The sequence below is a fragment of the Paenibacillus suaedae genome, from assembly GCF_032337355.1.
GTDB lineage: Bacteria > Bacillota > Bacilli > Paenibacillales > Paenibacillaceae > Paenibacillus_B > Paenibacillus_B suaedae.
This window is the reverse complement of the sequence record NZ_JAVYAA010000001.1, coordinates 1,652,070-1,669,155: the sequence shown is the minus strand read 5'-3', so window position 1 is coordinate 1,669,155 and position 17,086 is coordinate 1,652,070. Positions and strand designations below refer to the sequence as shown.

Below are 17,086 nucleotides of genomic sequence, written 5' to 3'. Positions count from 1 at the left end.
TCCTAACTTTCGTCGGATTTCCGGCGTGTGAATATCCGGATCGGTGTCCCTTCAAAGTCGAACGCTGCACGGATACGATTATCTAAATATCGCTCATAGGAGAAGTGCATCAGTTCAGGATCATTAACGAATACGACAATCGTTGGCGGTTTAACCGCAACTTGCGTCGCATAATTGATTCTGAGACGTCTTCCCTTATCCGTTGGCGGCGGATTATAGGCGACTGCATCAGTTACAACGTCATTTAACAAATGTGTTGGAATGCGTTTGGCATGCTGCTGAGCAACATGCTGTACGACAGGAAGCAGTTTATGTAAACGCTGCTTAGTCTTCGCAGACAAGAACACAATCGGTGCGTACGTCATAAATAAGAAATGGTCGCGAATCTTGGTTTCGAATTGCTGCATAGTCTTATCATCTTTATTAACGATATCCCATTTATTGACGACGAACAGCACCGCCTTGCCTGCCTCATGCGCATAGCCTGCAATATGCTTGTCTTGTTCAATAATGCCTTCTTCACCATTAATGACGACGAGTACGACATCTGCTCGCTCGATTGCCTTCATCGAACGCATGACACTGTACTTTTCAGTCGTCTCATATACCTTGCCACGCTTGCGCATACCCGCCGTATCGATGAGCACGAACCTCTGATCGTCCTTCTCGAACGGTGTATCGATTGCATCGCGTGTTGTCCCCGCTACATCACTGACGATAACGCGCTCTTCGCCGAGTATTGCGTTAACCAGAGAAGACTTACCTACGTTCGGTCGGCCGATCAAGGCTACCTTAATGACATCTTCATCATATTCTTCATCCGATAAATCCGGGAGATTATTTACGACTTCATCCAGCAAATCACCAATCCCTGTACCGTGAGATCCTGAAATCGGAACTGGATCCCCAAAGCCAAGGCTGTAGAATTCATAAATGTCATCCATACGACTCATGTTGTCGACTTTATTTACCGCTAGAACAATCGGCTTGCCTGAGCGGAATAACATCTGTGCCACTTCTTCATCCGCTTGCGTTACGCCGGACTTCGCTTCGCACATAAATACAATTACATCTGCTTCCTCTATCGCAAGCTCCGCTTGCACGCGGATGGAACGCAGCATTTCATCTTCACCATAAACTTCGATTCCGCCTGTGTCGATAATATTGAACGGCTTGCCAATCCACTCTCCCGTTCCGTATATACGGTCACGAGTTACACCAGGCTTGTCCTCCACTATAGCCAATCGGTCGCCGATGATTCGGTTGAAAATGGTGGACTTGCCGACATTCGGCCGCCCGACAATGGCAACAATGGGTTTTGCCATGCAGTTCACTCCTTCATATTTTGCAACTATACACGTACATCATCATATCAAAAAAAGCGGGTCTTGGCTAACGTAAATGGTTGAAATACTCGAAGAAAGCGCATTCCCCACTATTGTTCGGAGCCAAGAAGCCCTTTCAAAAACCGTTCTTTCATCCACACCATCATAATTGACATCAAACGAACAAGCAGAAACGACAGCCACCATACATCCTGAACTTGCCCTTCTCCAGCAGTGATTAACGTATGCAGACGCAGATGAATGAGAACTTCTCCTAAGGTTAACCCAAGTGTCAAAATGATCCATTGCAGCTGCCAATTCGTTGTAAACAACAGAATATAGCACGAGAAGATGCCTGATATCAGCCAAATGTTTGTTTGAGAATTCGACATTTGCATGGAAAATCGGCTTAATAGCTCGAGCCACATCCAAATTGCAGCTAGCATGGCGACATGGCCGCATACGGCAATGAGCTTGCCACCTGACTGTTGCCCAAGGAAAAATACAGCCAACACCATCCATAGCACCCATGCACCATTTATTTGATTGCCGTATGACAACGCTATCGTCCAATTGTGAAGAAGCAGCCAGCTAAGTCCGACAATAATCACCTGTGACCGCGTAACAGCCGCGAATAGGGGCGTACGCCAACCGCTTGCTATCAAGATTGCAAAGCAAACCCACACCGCTACTGATAACACACCTGATGAAGTCATCGAGACCGCGCCCCCTTCCTTGTCTGATGCTATTATTTGATGCACAGTACAAAAATAAACGGCAGACTCTAAAGAGTCCGCCGTTATTTGCATTTATGAATAGATTAGTTTTTGAACTTATTCAACATATCGCCAAAACGCTCAGCAAGCGTAACGCTCATTGCTTGGTTCGTAAGGGATACATTTGGGTTGTTCAATTCTTCTTTTACTTTTTTCTCAGCCTTCGGTGCTGGTGTTGCAGGAGCTTCTTCTGTTTCCTTGATGCTGAGGCTTACTCGCTTATCAGCAGGGTTGAAATCAAGCACTTTTACTTGCACAGATTGACCTTGCTTCAATACTTCGTAAGGTGTAGCAACGTGACGATGAGCGATTTGGGAAACGTGAACCAAACCTTCCACGCCAGGAGCCACTTCAACGAATGCACCAAAATCAACCAAACGCTTCACTTCACCCGTCAGGATATCGCCTGTCTTGATGTTGTTGCCCGCTTGTTCCCAAGGGCCTGGTTGAGTTGCTTTCATGCTTAGGCTGATTTTGCCGTTAGCAGGATCAACCTTCAGTACTTTTACTTTTACCTTTTGACCTTCGGATACAACATCAGAAGGCTTCTCAACATGGCTCCATGCCAATTCAGACACGTGAACAAGTCCATCAACACCGCCAACATCAACGAATGCACCAAATTGAGTCAAGCGTTGAACTGTTCCTTCGAGCTCTTGGCCTTCAGTCAAGCCTTCCATAACGCGAATTTTATTAGCTTCAAATTCCGCTTCCAATACATCCTTTTGGGAGAGGATAAGCTTGTTGTTCTCGTGGTCAATTTCTTTTACTTTCACGCGGAGCGTACGGCCTTTGTATTCGCTGAAATCTTCAACGAAATGACGTTCAACCATGGATGCAGGGATGAATGCACGAACGCCAACATCAGCTACAACGCCGCCTTTTACAACATCAGCGACTGTTACTTCGAACACATCCTGTGCTTCAAAGTGCTTCTGCATGTCGTCCCAAGCCTGTTCGCTGTCAACTTGACGCTTGGACAGAACAAGACGTTCCTTCTCATCGTCAATGCTAACAACCTTGCATTCAACTTCTTGGCCCACTTCAACCACATCTGCAGCATTGTCAACCGATACCGCAGTTAGCTCGCGTACAGGAATGATGCCATCGTATTTATAGCCAATGCTTACTACTGCTTGATTGTCATCGATTTTGACGATTGTGCCTTTTACGGTGTCACCTTTCTTCAAGGAAACGATGTTCTCCAACGCTTCTTGGCTTGCCGTTTCGGCAGTTTCGTTAACTTTTGTTTCTTCAGACATGTGAAATACCTCCTCGATTGAACCCCATTTATTCAAAACCCGCTCCACGAATGAAGCAGAGTTCCTTACCAACTATTGGTCACTGCATACCAGAAAAATAATACCTGTAGTATCATACCATCGAAGCAAAAACATGCATGAATTACGATGCAGCCTTTTCCTCAAGTATAATGCGATGGATATGCTCCATAATGCGTTCAGTCGCTAGCTCAAGTGCGCCGCTTCCATGCTCCAATAAGTCAGACATATCAATCGGCGGACCATATACGACCTTCGTCTTGCGGAACAGCTTATATTCCCCAATTACGGCAACAGGAACAACGGCAGCCCCGCTCTTCAAGGCAATCATCGCTGCACCTTTCTTCGCTGCGACAGCACCATCTGTATTGCGTGTGCCTTCCGGGAAGATCCCCATAATGTCTCCGTCGCGAAGCAGGTTAAAAGCAGTTCGGATGGTTTCTTTGCCCACTCCGCCGCGCTTAACCGGAAAGGCTCCGAGACCGTTTATAATCTTACCCAGCACGGGGACGTCGAATAGTTCAGCCTTCGCCATAAAACGAACCTTACGATCCAACATAATCCCGATTGCTGGAGGGTCTAATAAGCTTATATGATTGGAGCAGAGGACTACACCGCCCTCTTTAGGAACGTAATCCTTCCTCTTCGCTTCAAGTCGGAACAAGAACCGGTATAATACTCGAAGCAATGCTCTTGCAAACGTATAGAACATAATTGTTACAGCTCACCAACTCTTTTGTAAATTAGCACGCTCAACGATCGTCGAAACAACATCAGCAATTGCCATTCCTGTCGTATCAAGCAGAACGGCATCTTCAGCTTGACGAAGTGGGGACACCTCACGCGTCTCATCCTGACGATCCCGATCCGCAATCTCTTGGATAAACGTCTCAAGAGAAGCGTTCTCCTTGTCCTTCCATTCTGCATAACGTCTGCGGGCTCGTTCCTCCACAGAGGCTGTGATGAACCACTTCAATTCTGCATCAGGAAGTACATGTGTACCGATGTCTCGTCCATCCATAACGACACCTTTGCGTGTTGCCATTTGACGCTGCATATGTACTAACTGCTCACGAACGACTTGGGATTTGGCATAATTAGATGCCAAGCGGCTGATCTCAGACGTACGAATTGCATCCGTAACATCTTCACCATTCAAAATAACAAATTGCCGCTCGCCTTCCGGCTTCAGTTCCAAGGTGACTCGTTTCAGTTCTTCAGAGAGCGCTGCTGCCTCATCGGGTTGAATGCCAGCTCGTGACATGTGAAGAGATATCGCCCGGTACATCGCACCGGTATCTATGTATACATACCCAAGCTCTTGCGCAACTAGGCGTGCAACCGTACTCTTACCAGCTCCCGCAGGCCCGTCGATGGCAATATTTATGTGATGTCTGCTGTGATCTGACTGTGTCAACGGGGCTGACTCCCTTCGTAGAAAAACATTTCATGCACCATTCAAGAAAAAAGCAGGCGTTGCCTGCGACGTGAAAATTATACCACACATAGAATAGGGATGCAAAAAGGGAATCGCAGTCACCTCTTCTGCAAGCCTCTATCGAATGATAGATTCTCTTCCTCAAAAGGAGGATGAAAAGGAACCCCTTCCAGCCTATCCACAGGCGATACCCACGGTCGAAACGTATCAACAAGCAGTAAGGATTGGGCGGCTACAACACAGAGTACGAACCATAATAACGAGCGAACTAGCCATTTCGATAATAAGCCGCATAGCTCAGGATGTGTGATATGTTTTGAATAAGTGCGCCATGCTATTTTACGGTTTGGTTTCTTCTTCAATCGTCTGTGCATAAGAAGTCACCCCTTCGTTTTGGAAGTAGTATGGCAACCCTGCAATCAAGCTATGCACAGTTTCAACACATATGTATGTTATTTCCGTAAATCCAACTGCCGTTCAAAACAATAACGAATCAGTTTCTGCTGTTCTACATTCGCAATCTGGTCAAACTTAAGCATGATTAACTGGCGCTCATCATTGAGAGGCTGAACACGAACAATCTGCCCAGTAAAGAAAACATGCTCGATAGTACCGCTGCGGAACGGTACTGCAACCCAGCTTTGGATGATTTGTGATTCGCGCAGCCCCCATTTGGACTCGGTAACAAAGGAGAGGCCACCACCGCTAATATCTTCTGTCAATGCTAGAAATTTCACACCATCCAACGTACTGATTGCCATCTCCAACGACGCTTGTACACGCAAATAGTTGCGTCTCTGCATTCGTGATACCCAATGGGGCTCAGGCTTCCGAATTGACATCATCGGAATGGTTTCATTGCGCCTGCCCATTACCTGTGTACGAAAATGCCACTTTACCCCATCTGATTGCGAGAAGTAGACATTCAGCTCCTCTCCATTGGAGAACAAGCCGTATTTACCCGTCTGTTCCGACAGCGGGATTTCCATCCAGATCAGCTGTTCATTTATCTCCGTTACTCTCGCCTTATAGGCAAACCCGTCCACTTCTTCCCGAACTGGCTGCACGTACAAGGTGTCACTGACATTCGGTAACATATGCTTCCCCTCCATGAAGATTATACCATGATACCAATATGCCAAAAAGAAAAAGGTTCCAATTCCCTTGCTAGGAATTGGAACCTTTATTTAGCCTTCATTTATGATTTGAGAAGCTTCATCTCTTCAATCTGTTCTTCTGTTCCATTGTCGGCATTAATGTACACACGGTAAGCACCGCCATTAATTTTGCCTCCGAACTCATAACAGAGCACTTCTTCAGACAGATCATTTTTAATAAGCGACATGCGGTCATACAGAACGTCCATGTCAGGATTCAGCATTGCTTGCGCCTCTTTTTTGCCCAACTTCGGCTTGCCAACCTTGCGCTCCTTGCCTTCATAGACGAAATCAGCTGCCTGCAGCCCGGTAACTTCGCCATTGTCCAATGCTACGCGAGCTGTCACCTGCTGCGGATATAGATATACGCCATCAGCAACCGGAACTAGTGTAAGACTGCCTGTATTATTATACTCATCATAACGAACTGCAGCCATGTCAGGATAGTCATTCTTCTTCAGGAATCGCTTCGCTGACTCTTCGGCTTGCGCCATCGTCAACTTTTTCTTGCCAACGGGACGCGTGTCCATATATGACATCAGAAAGCCTTGTTTCGTGTAGTCCAAAGTGAGTGCACTGCCATCGTTCTTATATTTCGTGAAGACGGTATACGACTCATATTCGGTACCTTTGCCGTTCTTTCTAACTTGAACGGGTTCATTTGGCTTCTTAATTAGGAATTTCTCTGCTTTTTCTTTAATTTGCTGCTCTGATAGTGGATTTCCCTTCAGCATCTTCACGGAGCGCTTCGTATACACGCTTGATATAGAAGGTCCCCAGTTCAGCTCTGGGTACTCGCTAACCTTTTTATCCACCGTTTTGAAGCCGTCGATAATTGTATTATCCATCGTCTTCTTCTCGGAGGCCATTGCCGTCTCAACATCCATCCAGCGCAAACTTTGACTGATGACTTTATTCTGAACCTTCTGCAAGTCTTGTGAGATTTGAGCAGCATTCTGGTGCAGTGTCTTCAGAATTTTCACCTCATCATCACTAAGAGGCTGCTTCGTCATATCTCTTACAGCAGCTCGATATGAGAAGTTTGAGATCCGTGATAAGAAGTCTTCTGTCTTGTTAAATGGCAGCAGCGTCAACGGCAGCTGATTAATTTCATTTTGCGCCTGGCTTGTAATTCTCCATACATTCACAAGGCCTTTGCGGTGCATCGCTTGCGATTTGGAGTTAACTGCAAGTGTCTGTCCCAGTTCAGAATGCAGTTTATCAACATGATACGTCAAATCATGAAAGGCACGCTGATATTGGTTCTCTGCCTTAATCAATATAGAGTTCTTCTCTTGATGCTCTTGATATCCCCATACAATCGCCCCAATAAATAAGAGCGCAAAAATCGGAAACATCACTGCACTTAATCGTTTATACATGGTACAAACGTCTCCCTTCACAGCTACTTATACATCATAGTGATGTTAGTTTGCTGGATATCAGGGAGGTTTATGCATCGATTCCCATTATTGCACTCTTATTACGATACTTATATTGGCTCTTCATCAATATGAAATGCATCTCGATTATCACAGATGCATTGTTTGAAGCCCGTTTCAATTCGACCCTTTTCCCGTTTGCCACGTAGAATGAATTTTTCGCCGCAGCATTGGCAGCGAATGGTTACCTTCACCCTCACATGAGCCCTCCTTGCTACCATGTACTGCGCCCGTTCGTGCGGTGCACAACTTGAGCATGTACATATAGCATTCCCATTATTGCTCCATATTAACCTCATCTTCCGGATTCATTAATCGGAGCGGAGATCGGGCATTGGCACGACGTACTTTCCCCATGCCATAATACCAGAGAAACAGCATCAGCGGCACGATGAACCACAGCCAGTAACGGGTGGACATCATTAGGATAAGATCATACACTCCATGCCAGAACAACGGTAATCCAATCGAGTACATTAAATATTTACGTGATCGACCGCCAAGGAATTTTGCCTTTCCCATGTAATAGCCCATGATGACACCAAATAAGGCATGTCCGGATACAGGCAGCAAGGCACGCATGAGCATTTGAGAGAATGACGTCTGATTAAGCCATGCGTACATGACATTCTCTATGGTCGCAAATCCGAGCGACACCGCAACTGCATACAGAATCCCATCATAGTGTTCATCGAACTCTACATGATTGTAGATCATGTGGTACAGCACGAACCATTTGACAAATTCCTCTACACCGGACGAAATTAGAAAAGAATACACATACGGATTGTTTCCCCACCACAACACAAGGCCATGTTGAATAATCATGATTGGGAATACAATAAGAAACCCGAGTAGAAAGACACGAATGACCATATGAATCGGTTCATAGTCATATCGATCCTTCAAGTAGAAATACGCCAGCAATGCAATTCCTGGAGCGATTGCTGCTGTAAGCAAAGGCAATATAGGCGTCGAAGCTTCACCAGATTGTGCCGCCATCTGAGAAGTGTCTGCGACTAGCATGCCGATAGCAGTTAGCAAAGTCACCTTCACATCCTCCTTTGGCGGCTATACATAAAAATTATGATCATTTGGATAACAGTAAGTATACCATACGTTTGCAATGTACGCTTACCCTGTCGAATGCTAGGGAATAATGATGGTTTCAAATGAAGATATCGAAACGGGCAGTGTCCAAATCATTGGAAAATGCATATATTGGTTGACGTAGCCATCTGCTGGAAAAACACGAAACAGGGAGCCCGAATTTTTCACTTGCCATGAAAAATCTCAAGCCCCCCTGTTCACGGACGCATATTAAACTGTCCTACGCGCGACGCGGACTGAAATGTGTACAAGTAACGTCGATGGCATCCTCTGCAATGATACACTTCCCATACTCCTCCAGAACAGCTGTCGTCACTGACGCCGCTTCTCCATACTCAGCCATGATTGCAATGAAGGCTTGCAATCGCTGAGGATCCGTATTTGCCGGCTCCGCATGGAAAATCCACTGTCCATTATATTGGTAGAGCGCACCTGGTACGGTAAAATTGCCATGAACCGTATGTGCCGCCTCGATGAAGTCTTCAAAATCTCGAAATGCGAATACGATCGTATCGCTCTCCTCAAGCGTTACTTCCATTTCATATACATCATCCAACTCGTCATCCTCAATGCCGTCACCATGACCTGAAGCATGGTTCCACTGCGTTCGCGTTACGATAACTACCATACCTTGTGCAGGCATTGCGAATACTTCTACGGCTAATGGTCCCGTCGCATCAAATCCGAGTTCGGTATACGCCTGATCCATCATTTCCGCGAACAGTTCCTGCAGCTTAGACATTTCCCGCCACAGATCGTCGCGTTTGATCCCGCGCTCAGACAAATCGTCGAACGTAAGGAAAATTCGAATCTTGTCTTGACTGATACGTTCGATCTTCATGACAGGACCCTCCTTTGCAACTTCGGTTATAACAGATTATGAAGCAACATATAATATGTGCTGAAAATGGTTCTATGTAATTCATGTTATCATTTCTTGTATGGATTTGCACTACATAAAATAGTTGTCAGAGAGTAAATGTACCAAACATTGAAGAAGCTGCCGAAGAAATTCGGCAGCTTCTAAGATAAAATTTCCTCAGCTATCAGTGAGTGGACTGTTGTTCTTCGAACGGCTTGCTGCGTGGAGCAGCTTGCGTTTTGGAAACGCTAGATACTGTTGTAGTAGACGTTTCTGTTTTCACAGCTGACAAATCGGATGGCGTCGGAGCCAGCCCATTTTCACGCAAAATCGCATCCACCTTGCGCTTCACTTCTGGATCCCGCTCAATCAGTTCCTTGACGCGATCCAAGCTGAATGAGTCCGACTTAGATGCCTCTTTGGACAACTTCTTCATGTCGAGCAAGGAAGCAATATCCGGCATATTGGACGTCGTCACATCCATAACCTTATCCTTCGCTTTGCCAACCACATCCTGGACGACATTGCCTGCAACCTGCAATTTGGATTGCAAATTAGCCAGCGAACGTCTGTCAGCCAAGTACATACCAGCCAGAATGCCAATAGCTGCACCAGAAATGAACGATGTCACTTTCACTGTTGTTCCCTCCTTCAATTCGTTAGGATCAATTGTAGTGTGAGCGCAACTGTATCGAACCATCCGGTAAAAAATCAGGAAATCTGGCCATCAATGCCCGAACGAAGCGTAATAAAATGTGCCTCAGGCCTACATAATAAACGAAAAGGAACATGCGAGGTGCCGAACCCCTTCGTGATAAACAATGTTGTAGAACCTTGTCCAAGAAAATTATGCCAGCCGCATAGATATTTGCGGTAAAACTTAGAGGTGCGAAGCGGCCCGTATCCAGGCAGGTAAATTTGCCCTCCGTGCGTATGTCCTGACAATACGAGATCAATCCCTTGCAGCTCAGCCTTGCGCAAGGACAGCGGATCATGTGTCAGAACAATGGTGCAGCTAGGCTCTTGTTTAGGCTCACTCATAGCAAGCTTCACATTCGTTCGCTTCGAGCTATAGTCATCCCAACCAACAAGCCATATAAATTGACCATTCTGCTCCAACCGCATTGCTTCATTGTCCAGCACCTTAACACCTAGCTGATTCAGCTTATCATCTAACTCCCGAACATTGGCCTTATAATCATGATTGCCATGTACAGCCGTCACAGGCCCTAATTGGCGCAGCTTCGCTATATTCTCCACACTAGATTCCAGATGAGCACCTTGATCAGTCATATCCCCACCGACCAGAAACAAAGAAGCCTGTTGATGACCCAAAATCTGCTCAATATGTCTGTCAGTCAATTCCCTTCGATGAAAGTCACTTATAAAAAACAAGCGGACCCCGTCGAATGTCGACGGCAACCGCTTCAGCACCACTTCTTCTTCTGTAATTGTAAACCCCCGTGCTTCCCATAACATATAAACAACAAGCACTCCGGCTGCTGCCAGCAAGCCTGCAATGACAGTAAAAGCAACCATCATCGATTACCCCTCCAGCCCCAGCTTATGACGACCCCAAAATAGTAGTCCAATTAACAATCCTACAAATAATAAAAATAGAAAATTATAAAACCATTTTGTCAGTCTAACATAACTCGACGGAAATAACTTCTTGCGTGACGGCAATGAACGATCATCCATATCTTCATCTGATGCGGAGATATTCTCTGCAAGATGAAGCAGCTGTTCTTCCGATATCGCATGGTTGCTGTCTTGTTGCTCCGTATGTGTGTCTTTCTTCGATGAATTTTCTCTCAATGAACGTAAAGCATCTAGTGCCGGGCTATGTAGGTCTGGCTCTTGCTTGCGAGAGAACCCTCGAAATAAAGGGTGTGGGTGATTCTCGCTCATACTTCCCTCCGAAATCGTATAATGAGTCCCATAATGAGATCAATGATAAAATGTGCTAGTATAGGAGCCCACAGGGTTCCTGTCCACTCATAAATAGTACCCAAAGCAAAGCTAATTAGAAACACCATTCCAGTTGGTAACCAATGGCGCAAATAACGTACATGGATAGCTGCGAAAATAATACTCGTCCAATATGCACCAAATGCGTGCTGTATTGCCCCGCGAAAGAGCATCTCCTCACATACGCCAACGATAAAAGAGATAGCAATTATATGCCATATTGGACGATTGCGGAAGAGCTTTTCATTCACCCCACCGTCGTCCGTCATATCATCAGGAGCAAATCTAGAAACCGCGATGTCAACAACAATAACTAGAGCAGCCAATCCCGCTCCAAGCCATAGCCATGACAGATTCGATGTCTGTGTAGTTAGCAATAAGAAAGGATTTCTGCCTTGAAGCCAAATCCACACCAAACCGAGAATCAGTGTGATTCCCTGTGTTACATACAAATTAAGAAGAAGCACCTTATCATCTAACTGTTGTATGTCTACTTGTCGAGATTTGAAATCATTCCATTTCTGTTTCATTACATCCCTGCCTAACGAGTTAGCAATCCATATTATATCCCTCAATAGATGCATCATATCAGATTGAAGATGGTTCATTCAAGTTGAGGAATCTGCAAAATGTGCGATTGTATTGCCTAATGCGACACTGCCTTGTAAAATAAATGCACTTCACACGAAAGGAGACCGATTTTTTTGCCTGCATCTATGCATTTCAATTGTACCTTCTATTTCGATGACGATCTGAGAGAGGTTCCGCACTCCCTCTCTGATATGTGTAATGCCATTGCTTATATAAAAGAACAGACCCAATCTGATCAGCAGAATCAAGAGGAATTAGGAAGACAATACGGAATGCTGGGTGTTTACAGCCGAATTGTCGGCAATTACGCGGACAGCATTACGTACTTAACTTCCGCAATCTCTATTCATTCTGCAATGAACAATGCTAAGCAGGTGTGGATCAATAAGCTCCGTCTCGCTCATACCTATCAATGGATGCGTGACTTCCACACATCGAACCACATGTTCGACGATCTACTGGAACATGCGATTTCGAACGATCAACATTTCAATTTGCTTGACTTTCTCTATCAACATTATGGTAAAAATCTATATGACCAATACAAGTACGAATCAGCTCTCCCTTGGTTTGAAAAAGCATTAAAAATCCGAACAAAGTCCGAAAACGAAGAACTGATCCATTCTTCCCAAATCGCAATAGACGCCTGTATAAAACATATTCTTAAGGAATCCGGCAAATCATCATAATCCGTACAATTTACAAATATTCTACAGTTATGTTCGTATAAAAATCTATTGACACCCTAACATTTGCATGGTACATTAAGTAAAATTTCATGAGTCAAACGGTGAAGGAAACGAACATTCAGTGAAGCCTGCAGAGAGCCGATGGTCGGTGCGAATCGGTGGCGGATTGACTTGTTCCAGCGTTCCGGAGTTGTTGCGTCGAACCCTGATGGCAGTAGGCGTAACCGAATCGAACCCGTTAACGTTCGGCGTCTAGCATAGACGCGTAAGGCTGCTTGTGCGAATAAGCAGCGAATTAGGGTGGCACCACGAAGATGGAACTCTCGTCCCTTACTACGGTCGTAGTATGTGGACGGGAGTTTTTTGCTATATTCTGGATACATAACCAAGGCCTCATTTCAACAGCAAGATAACGGCATTGCCGTTTCTAATACAATATATAGCTATGCTCAGGAGGGAGAATTCCATGTTCAAAGTATTAGTATCAGACCCGATTAGCGATTTCGGGATTCAGAAGCTTGTTGACGCAGAGGATATTACAGTCGTGAAGCAAACAGGGTTGTCGGAGGACGAGCTGGTTGGCATTATCGCAGATTATGATGCTCTGCTCGTTCGCAGTCAGACTCGCGTTACAGCACGCGTCATGGAAGCAGGTAAGAATCTTAAAGTTGTGGGCCGTGCGGGAGTCGGTGTAGACAACATTGATCTGCAAGCAGCCACACAGCACGGAATTATCGTAATCAATGCTCCTGATGGGAATACGATTACAACTTGTGAGCATGCTTTTGCCATGATGATGGCATTATCTCGTCATATCCCTCAGGCTTATGCAAAGACAATCAATGGAGTATGGGATCGCAAGACTTTCCTAGGTGTCGAGCTGATGAACAAGACCCTTGGTGTTCTTGGTATGGGTCGTATCGGCAGCGAGGTTGCCAAGAGAGCGAAGGCATTTGGCATGGACATCATCGGATATGATCCATTCATGACAGAAGAGCGTGCTGAAAAATTAGGGGTTAAACTTGGCACAGTTGATGAGATTATTCGCGCAGCCGATTTCCTGACGGTTCATACACCATTGACGCCTGAGACGAAGCATATGATTGCTCGTCCACAATTCGAGGTCATGAAACGCGGTATGCGCATTATTAACTGCGCACGCGGTGGAATTATCGATGAAATGGCACTTGTCGAAGCAATCGATGAAGGCATTGTGGCAGGAGCCGCATTCGATGTATTCGAGGTTGAACCTCCACAACCGGATCACCCATTCTTGGGTCATCCGAAGATTATCGTCACACCTCACCTTGGCGCATCCACTGTTGAGGCGCAAGAGAACGTGGCTGTCGATGTTTCGGAGCAGGTGCTGCATATTCTACGCAATGAACCGTTCAAGAATGCAGTTAACATGCCGCCGGTTGCGCCGGCTGTATTGAATAAAATCCAACCTTACTTCACACTTGCGGAGAAGCTGGGGCAATTCGCTTCACAAATGACAAAGAGCCCAATTCTTGAAATCCTTGTTAACTACTCTGGTGATCTGGCTGAGGTCGATACGCAAACTATTACGAGACATATCGTGAAAGGCGTTCTCACCCAGCATTTTGGCTCAGATGTGAACATCGTCAACTCTGTTCACCTTGCCAAAACGCGCGATATTCATATTATCGTTCAGCAATCCCACGTTGCCAAAGGGTTTACAAATCTGTTGTCCGTAACTTTGAAGACGAACACAGAAGAACGACTCGTAGCTGGTACATTGTTGAACGGATATGGGGAACGTATCGTACAAATTGACAAGTACCCTGTAGACCTCTCGCCAGAAGGGCATCTGCTATTAATTTCGCATGATGATAAGCCTGGCGTAATTGGAATTGTCGGTACACTACTTGGATCAAATGGTGTTAACATCGCAACCATGCAAGTTGGTCGGAAAATTGTCGGAGGGTCTGCCATCATGGTGCTTTCCGTCGACAAAGCCATTCCAGAAGAGGTAATCGCAAAACTGAAAGAAACTACAGACATTAAAAAAGCCAAAGAAATTGTGCTGTAAACCGAACTTATCCTTCATCAGCTCGTGGAGTAGTGGAAACTGTTCCACGAGCATCAAGATTAATCGGAAAATTGTGCCCTCGTCTGACACATATTCCAATCGTCATTCTACAAAAAAACACCCTATTGCCGATGAACTGCGCAATAGGGTGTTTTGTGTCATATACTGGTTTGTGTTGGCTGTACGGGTAGAGCAATGGAGAATGTAGTTCCCTTCCCTAATATGCTGTCAACTCGGATATGACCCTGATGTGCTTCGATAATATTTTTGACAATCGCTAGACCTAGTCCTGTGCCGCCTGAAGGGCCGCGTTTGCGCGCCTTATCAGCCTTATAGAATCGTTCGAACACATACGGGACATCCTCTGACGGAATACCCTGACCATGATCCTCAATGTGAATCCACAACCACTCATTGTCCGTACGTTCCGTCCGAATATGAATCGGTTGTCCTTCAGAGGAGTGGCGTAGTGCATTGTCCAGCAAATTCGTCAACACTTGCTCTAACCGATCTTCATCCGCTTCAGGAAGAATTGGATCCATCGCATGAAGTTTCATTTCAATCGGTATATTACGTTCCTTCGCAAGTACTGTGAATTTACGATAGACTCGGGAAGCAAGTTCGTGAACATCCGTCTCTGCTTTGTGCATTGGCAGATGGCCCGCCTCCATGCGAGCTAGGTCGAGCAGATCCTTCACCAGCCTTCCCATACGCAAGGACTCGTCATGAATAACCTGAACAAGCTCTCTGCGTTCCTCTGGCGAAGCAGCTATATCATCCAATAATGCCTCACTATATCCTTGAAGCATGGACAGTGGCGTACGAATCTCGTGCGATACATTCGCGACGAAGTCTTTGCGCAGCTTCTCCAGCTGCACTTCTTCGGTCACATCCCGCAATACGGCTACGGCACCGCGTACGCGGCTGTCTGCATGCAGAGGCCCCATCACAACAGACCAAACCTGCTGCTTCACATGAACACGGGTCGTAACCTCCCGAGCTTCAGAAATAACGGTATGAAAAATGAGTCTTAACGGCTCCGGCACTCCGGATGCACCTGTCATATCTTCATCGATCGCCCAATCCATTCCATTCCAGCGGCTCATGACTGTTTCACCATGCGGGTTCGCGAGCAGCACCTGTCCCGATGCATCAAAGGTAATAACAGCATCCGTCATACTGCGCAAAATACTCGCTAGATGCTCCTTCTCATGCTGCAAATCCAAAATAGTGGAGTTCAGTTCCTCCGCCATATGATTAAACGTCTGGGACAACTCCCCGATTTCATCAGAGGAGCGAAGTGTTACTCGTGTGGAGTAATCGCCTTGACGAATCGTATCGGCCGCTTGCTTCAGCTTACGAAGCGGTTGCGTAATCTTCGTAAATAAGAAGAACGCAAAGAAAGTTGTAAGTGAAAATCCAATAATTCCTGTATATACGAACAACTGCTTGATATCGTTCGGATGCGCGAAATTGCTGTCAATGTAATGCAGCAAATACAGACCTAAAATGATAAGTACAAAAGCAACTAGACCAATAATGGTCATCCACAACTTGCCGACAATGCTTCGCCAAAATTTCACGTTATTTTGGCACCTCGAGCTTGTAGCCGACACCCCATACCGTAGTAATCATAGTAGCTGCTTCTGGCGAGACCTTATTCAACTTCTCACGCAGGCGCTTCACATGCGTATCTACAGTACGAAGGTCTCCAAAGAACTCGTAATTCCATACATCCTTCAGCAGCTCTTCTCTTGAGAACACCTTGTCCGGAGATACCGCCAAATAATGCAGCAGTTCATATTCCTTAGGCGTCAAGCTAATCTCTTGGCCCCCTGCTGTCACACGATGTGCATCATGTTCAATAATGAGATGCGGGAATACAATGTTGTTGCTCGCCTTCGGATCGCTTGTCAAAAAGGCTGTAGCCGAAGATCGTCTCAGGACTGCCTTCACCCGGTAGATGACCTCGCGCGGACTGAAGGGCTTGACAACATAATCATCTGCACCAACTTCGAAGCCCTGCACTCGGTTAATCTCTTCCCCCTTGGCTGTCAGCATTATGACTGGCGTCGCCTTCACTTGTCTTAAGCGCGTGCATACTTCTACACCGTCGATGCCTGGCAGCATCAAGTCAAGAAGAATGAGGTCATACTCTTCACTTACAGCCATTCGCAGCGCTGCTTCTCCATCTTCCGCCTCTTCAATTTCAAAACCTTCTTTTTCAAGGTACATTTTCAACAGTCGGCGTATCCGCTCTTCATCATCGACGATCAAGATTCGATTCACTTGCTCGGACATGTATGACTCCCCTTTCCACCATAAAAGAAAACCTCAAGCGAAGCCAAGTGCGGCTGCAATTGATGAGGTTGGTAGCTCTAGCTGTAATATA

General features: G+C 45.8%; 19 protein-coding genes. 3 read left to right on the top strand and 16 right to left on the bottom strand.

Features of this window, described 5'->3' with window-relative positions:
* Positions 1-2: 2 nt before the first annotated feature.
* The 14 genes from der to RQP50_RS07365 all read right to left on the bottom strand — a co-directional run bounded on the left by der (position 3) and on the right by RQP50_RS07365 (position 11,891).
* Positions 3-1,325, bottom strand: coding sequence for a ribosome biogenesis GTPase Der (gene der / locus RQP50_RS07430; RefSeq protein WP_021252902.1), 1,323 nt, complete (start codon positions 1,323-1,325; stop codon positions 3-5).
* Between the two features lie 110 nt (positions 1,326-1,435).
* Positions 1,436-2,041 carry a hypothetical protein gene (locus RQP50_RS07425; RefSeq protein ID WP_315744341.1) on the bottom strand — a complete coding sequence of 202 codons (606 nt, stop codon included), beginning with the start codon at positions 2,039-2,041 and terminating at the stop codon, positions 1,436-1,438.
* 104 nt (positions 2,042-2,145) lie between these two features.
* Positions 2,146-3,363, bottom strand: a complete 1,218-nt coding sequence (gene rpsA / locus RQP50_RS07420; RefSeq protein ID WP_315744339.1) for a 30S ribosomal protein S1 — start codon at positions 3,361-3,363, stop codon at positions 2,146-2,148.
* Positions 3,364-3,505: 142 nt separating this feature from the next.
* Positions 3,506-4,093 (bottom strand): lysophospholipid acyltransferase family protein, encoded by a 588-nt coding sequence (locus tag RQP50_RS07415; RefSeq protein WP_021259221.1) that lies wholly within the window; start codon positions 4,091-4,093, stop codon positions 3,506-3,508.
* Positions 4,094-4,105: 12 nt separating this feature from the next.
* Positions 4,106-4,798, bottom strand: coding sequence for a (d)CMP kinase (gene cmk / locus RQP50_RS07410; protein WP_315744336.1), 693 nt, complete (start codon positions 4,796-4,798; stop codon positions 4,106-4,108).
* A 119-nt stretch (positions 4,799-4,917) separates the two neighbouring features.
* The gene (locus RQP50_RS07405) at positions 4,918-5,193 is read right to left on the bottom strand and encodes a hypothetical protein (protein WP_174808432.1); all 276 of its coding nucleotides are present in this window, start codon (positions 5,191-5,193) and stop codon (positions 4,918-4,920) included.
* Positions 5,194-5,271: 78 nt separating this feature from the next.
* Complete coding sequence (locus RQP50_RS07400) at positions 5,272-5,916, bottom strand: flagellar brake protein (RefSeq protein ID WP_072727934.1); 645 nt, start codon at positions 5,914-5,916, stop codon at positions 5,272-5,274.
* Positions 5,917-6,017: 101 nt separating this feature from the next.
* Positions 6,018-7,358 (bottom strand): germination protein YpeB, encoded by a 1,341-nt coding sequence (gene ypeB / locus RQP50_RS07395; RefSeq protein ID WP_072727933.1) that lies wholly within the window; start codon positions 7,356-7,358, stop codon positions 6,018-6,020.
* Between the two features lie 336 nt (positions 7,359-7,694).
* Positions 7,695-8,420: a glutamic-type intramembrane protease PrsW gene (prsW, locus tag RQP50_RS07390; protein WP_051249867.1), complete on the bottom strand. Its 726-nt coding sequence runs from the start codon at positions 8,418-8,420 to the stop codon at positions 7,695-7,697.
* 328 nt (positions 8,421-8,748) lie between these two features.
* Positions 8,749-9,369, bottom strand: a complete 621-nt coding sequence (locus tag RQP50_RS07385) for a genetic competence negative regulator (RefSeq protein WP_021252911.1) — start codon at positions 9,367-9,369, stop codon at positions 8,749-8,751.
* A gap of 205 nt (positions 9,370-9,574) precedes the next feature.
* Positions 9,575-10,027 (bottom strand): DNA-directed RNA polymerase, encoded by a 453-nt coding sequence (locus RQP50_RS07380; protein ID WP_315744332.1) that lies wholly within the window; start codon positions 10,025-10,027, stop codon positions 9,575-9,577.
* A gap of 74 nt (positions 10,028-10,101) precedes the next feature.
* The gene (locus RQP50_RS07375) at positions 10,102-10,932 is read right to left on the bottom strand and encodes a metallophosphoesterase (RefSeq protein ID WP_315744330.1); all 831 of its coding nucleotides are present in this window, start codon (positions 10,930-10,932) and stop codon (positions 10,102-10,104) included.
* A gap of 3 nt (positions 10,933-10,935) precedes the next feature.
* Positions 10,936-11,301 (bottom strand): hypothetical protein, encoded by a 366-nt coding sequence (locus RQP50_RS07370; RefSeq protein WP_021252914.1) that lies wholly within the window; start codon positions 11,299-11,301, stop codon positions 10,936-10,938.
* Entirely contained in the window at positions 11,298-11,891 is a 594-nt protein-coding gene (locus RQP50_RS07365) for a type II CAAX endopeptidase family protein (RefSeq protein ID WP_315744328.1), read from the bottom strand. Before RQP50_RS07365 ends, RQP50_RS07370 begins: the two co-directional genes overlap by 4 nt.
* A 174-nt stretch (positions 11,892-12,065) precedes the next feature.
* On the opposite strand from RQP50_RS07365, the gene RQP50_RS07360 reads away from it, so the two are divergent.
* The 3 genes from RQP50_RS07360 (at position 12,066) to serA (ending at position 14,694) form a co-directional block, all read left to right on the top strand.
* The gene (locus RQP50_RS07360) at positions 12,066-12,641 is read left to right on the top strand and encodes a tetratricopeptide repeat protein (protein ID WP_315744326.1); all 576 of its coding nucleotides are present in this window, start codon (positions 12,066-12,068) and stop codon (positions 12,639-12,641) included.
* 121 nt (positions 12,642-12,762) lie between these two features.
* The gene (locus tag RQP50_RS29445; protein ID WP_436971853.1) at positions 12,763-12,897 is read left to right on the top strand and encodes a hypothetical protein; all 135 of its coding nucleotides are present in this window, start codon (positions 12,763-12,765) and stop codon (positions 12,895-12,897) included.
* A gap of 210 nt (positions 12,898-13,107) precedes the next feature.
* Positions 13,108-14,694, top strand: a complete 1,587-nt coding sequence (serA, locus tag RQP50_RS07355; RefSeq protein ID WP_315744325.1) for a phosphoglycerate dehydrogenase — start codon at positions 13,108-13,110, stop codon at positions 14,692-14,694.
* Positions 14,695-14,852: 158 nt separating this feature from the next.
* Here the strand turns inward: serA and RQP50_RS07350 are convergent, their stop codons facing one another.
* Together RQP50_RS07350 and RQP50_RS07345 are read right to left on the bottom strand one after the other, a co-directional pair.
* On the bottom strand, positions 14,853-16,277 hold the full coding sequence (locus tag RQP50_RS07350; protein ID WP_072727930.1) for a sensor histidine kinase: 1,425 nt from the start codon (positions 16,275-16,277) through the stop codon (positions 14,853-14,855).
* A gap of 1 nt (position 16,278) precedes the next feature.
* Positions 16,279-16,995: a response regulator transcription factor gene (locus RQP50_RS07345; RefSeq protein WP_021259234.1), complete on the bottom strand. Its 717-nt coding sequence runs from the start codon at positions 16,993-16,995 to the stop codon at positions 16,279-16,281.
* Positions 16,996-17,086: the final 91 nt, after the last annotated feature.

What these genes read in the sequence shown, in the direction of transcription:
- der (WP_021252902.1), bottom strand. Translation starts at nt 1,325, where the DNA reads ATGGCAAAACCCATTGTTGCCATTGTCGGGCGGCCGAATGTCGGCAAG.
- RQP50_RS07425 (WP_315744341.1), bottom strand. Translation starts at nt 2,041, where the DNA reads ATGACTTCATCAGGTGTGTTATCAGTAGCGGTGTGGGTTTGCTTTGCA.
- rpsA (WP_315744339.1), bottom strand. Translation starts at nt 3,363, where the DNA reads ATGTCTGAAGAAACAAAAGTTAACGAAACTGCCGAAACGGCAAGCCAA.
- RQP50_RS07415 (WP_021259221.1), bottom strand. Translation starts at nt 4,093, where the DNA reads ATGTTCTATACGTTTGCAAGAGCATTGCTTCGAGTATTATACCGGTTC.
- RQP50_RS07405 (WP_174808432.1), bottom strand. Translation starts at nt 5,193, where the DNA reads ATGCACAGACGATTGAAGAAGAAACCAAACCGTAAAATAGCATGGCGC.
- RQP50_RS07400 (WP_072727934.1), bottom strand. Translation starts at nt 5,916, where the DNA reads ATGTTACCGAATGTCAGTGACACCTTGTACGTGCAGCCAGTTCGGGAA.
- ypeB (WP_072727933.1), bottom strand. Translation starts at nt 7,358, where the DNA reads ATGTATAAACGATTAAGTGCAGTGATGTTTCCGATTTTTGCGCTCTTA.
- prsW (WP_051249867.1), bottom strand. Translation starts at nt 8,420, where the DNA reads ATGGCGGCACAATCTGGTGAAGCTTCGACGCCTATATTGCCTTTGCTT.
- RQP50_RS07385 (WP_021252911.1), bottom strand. Translation starts at nt 9,369, where the DNA reads ATGAAGATCGAACGTATCAGTCAAGACAAGATTCGAATTTTCCTTACG.
- RQP50_RS07375 (WP_315744330.1), bottom strand. Translation starts at nt 10,932, where the DNA reads ATGATGGTTGCTTTTACTGTCATTGCAGGCTTGCTGGCAGCAGCCGGA.
- RQP50_RS07370 (WP_021252914.1), bottom strand. Translation starts at nt 11,301, where the DNA reads ATGAGCGAGAATCACCCACACCCTTTATTTCGAGGGTTCTCTCGCAAG.
- RQP50_RS07365 (WP_315744328.1), bottom strand. Translation starts at nt 11,891, where the DNA reads ATGAAACAGAAATGGAATGATTTCAAATCTCGACAAGTAGACATACAA.
- serA (WP_315744325.1), top strand. Translation starts at nt 13,108, where the DNA reads ATGTTCAAAGTATTAGTATCAGACCCGATTAGCGATTTCGGGATTCAG.
- RQP50_RS07345 (WP_021259234.1), bottom strand. Translation starts at nt 16,995, where the DNA reads ATGTCCGAGCAAGTGAATCGAATCTTGATCGTCGATGATGAAGAGCGG.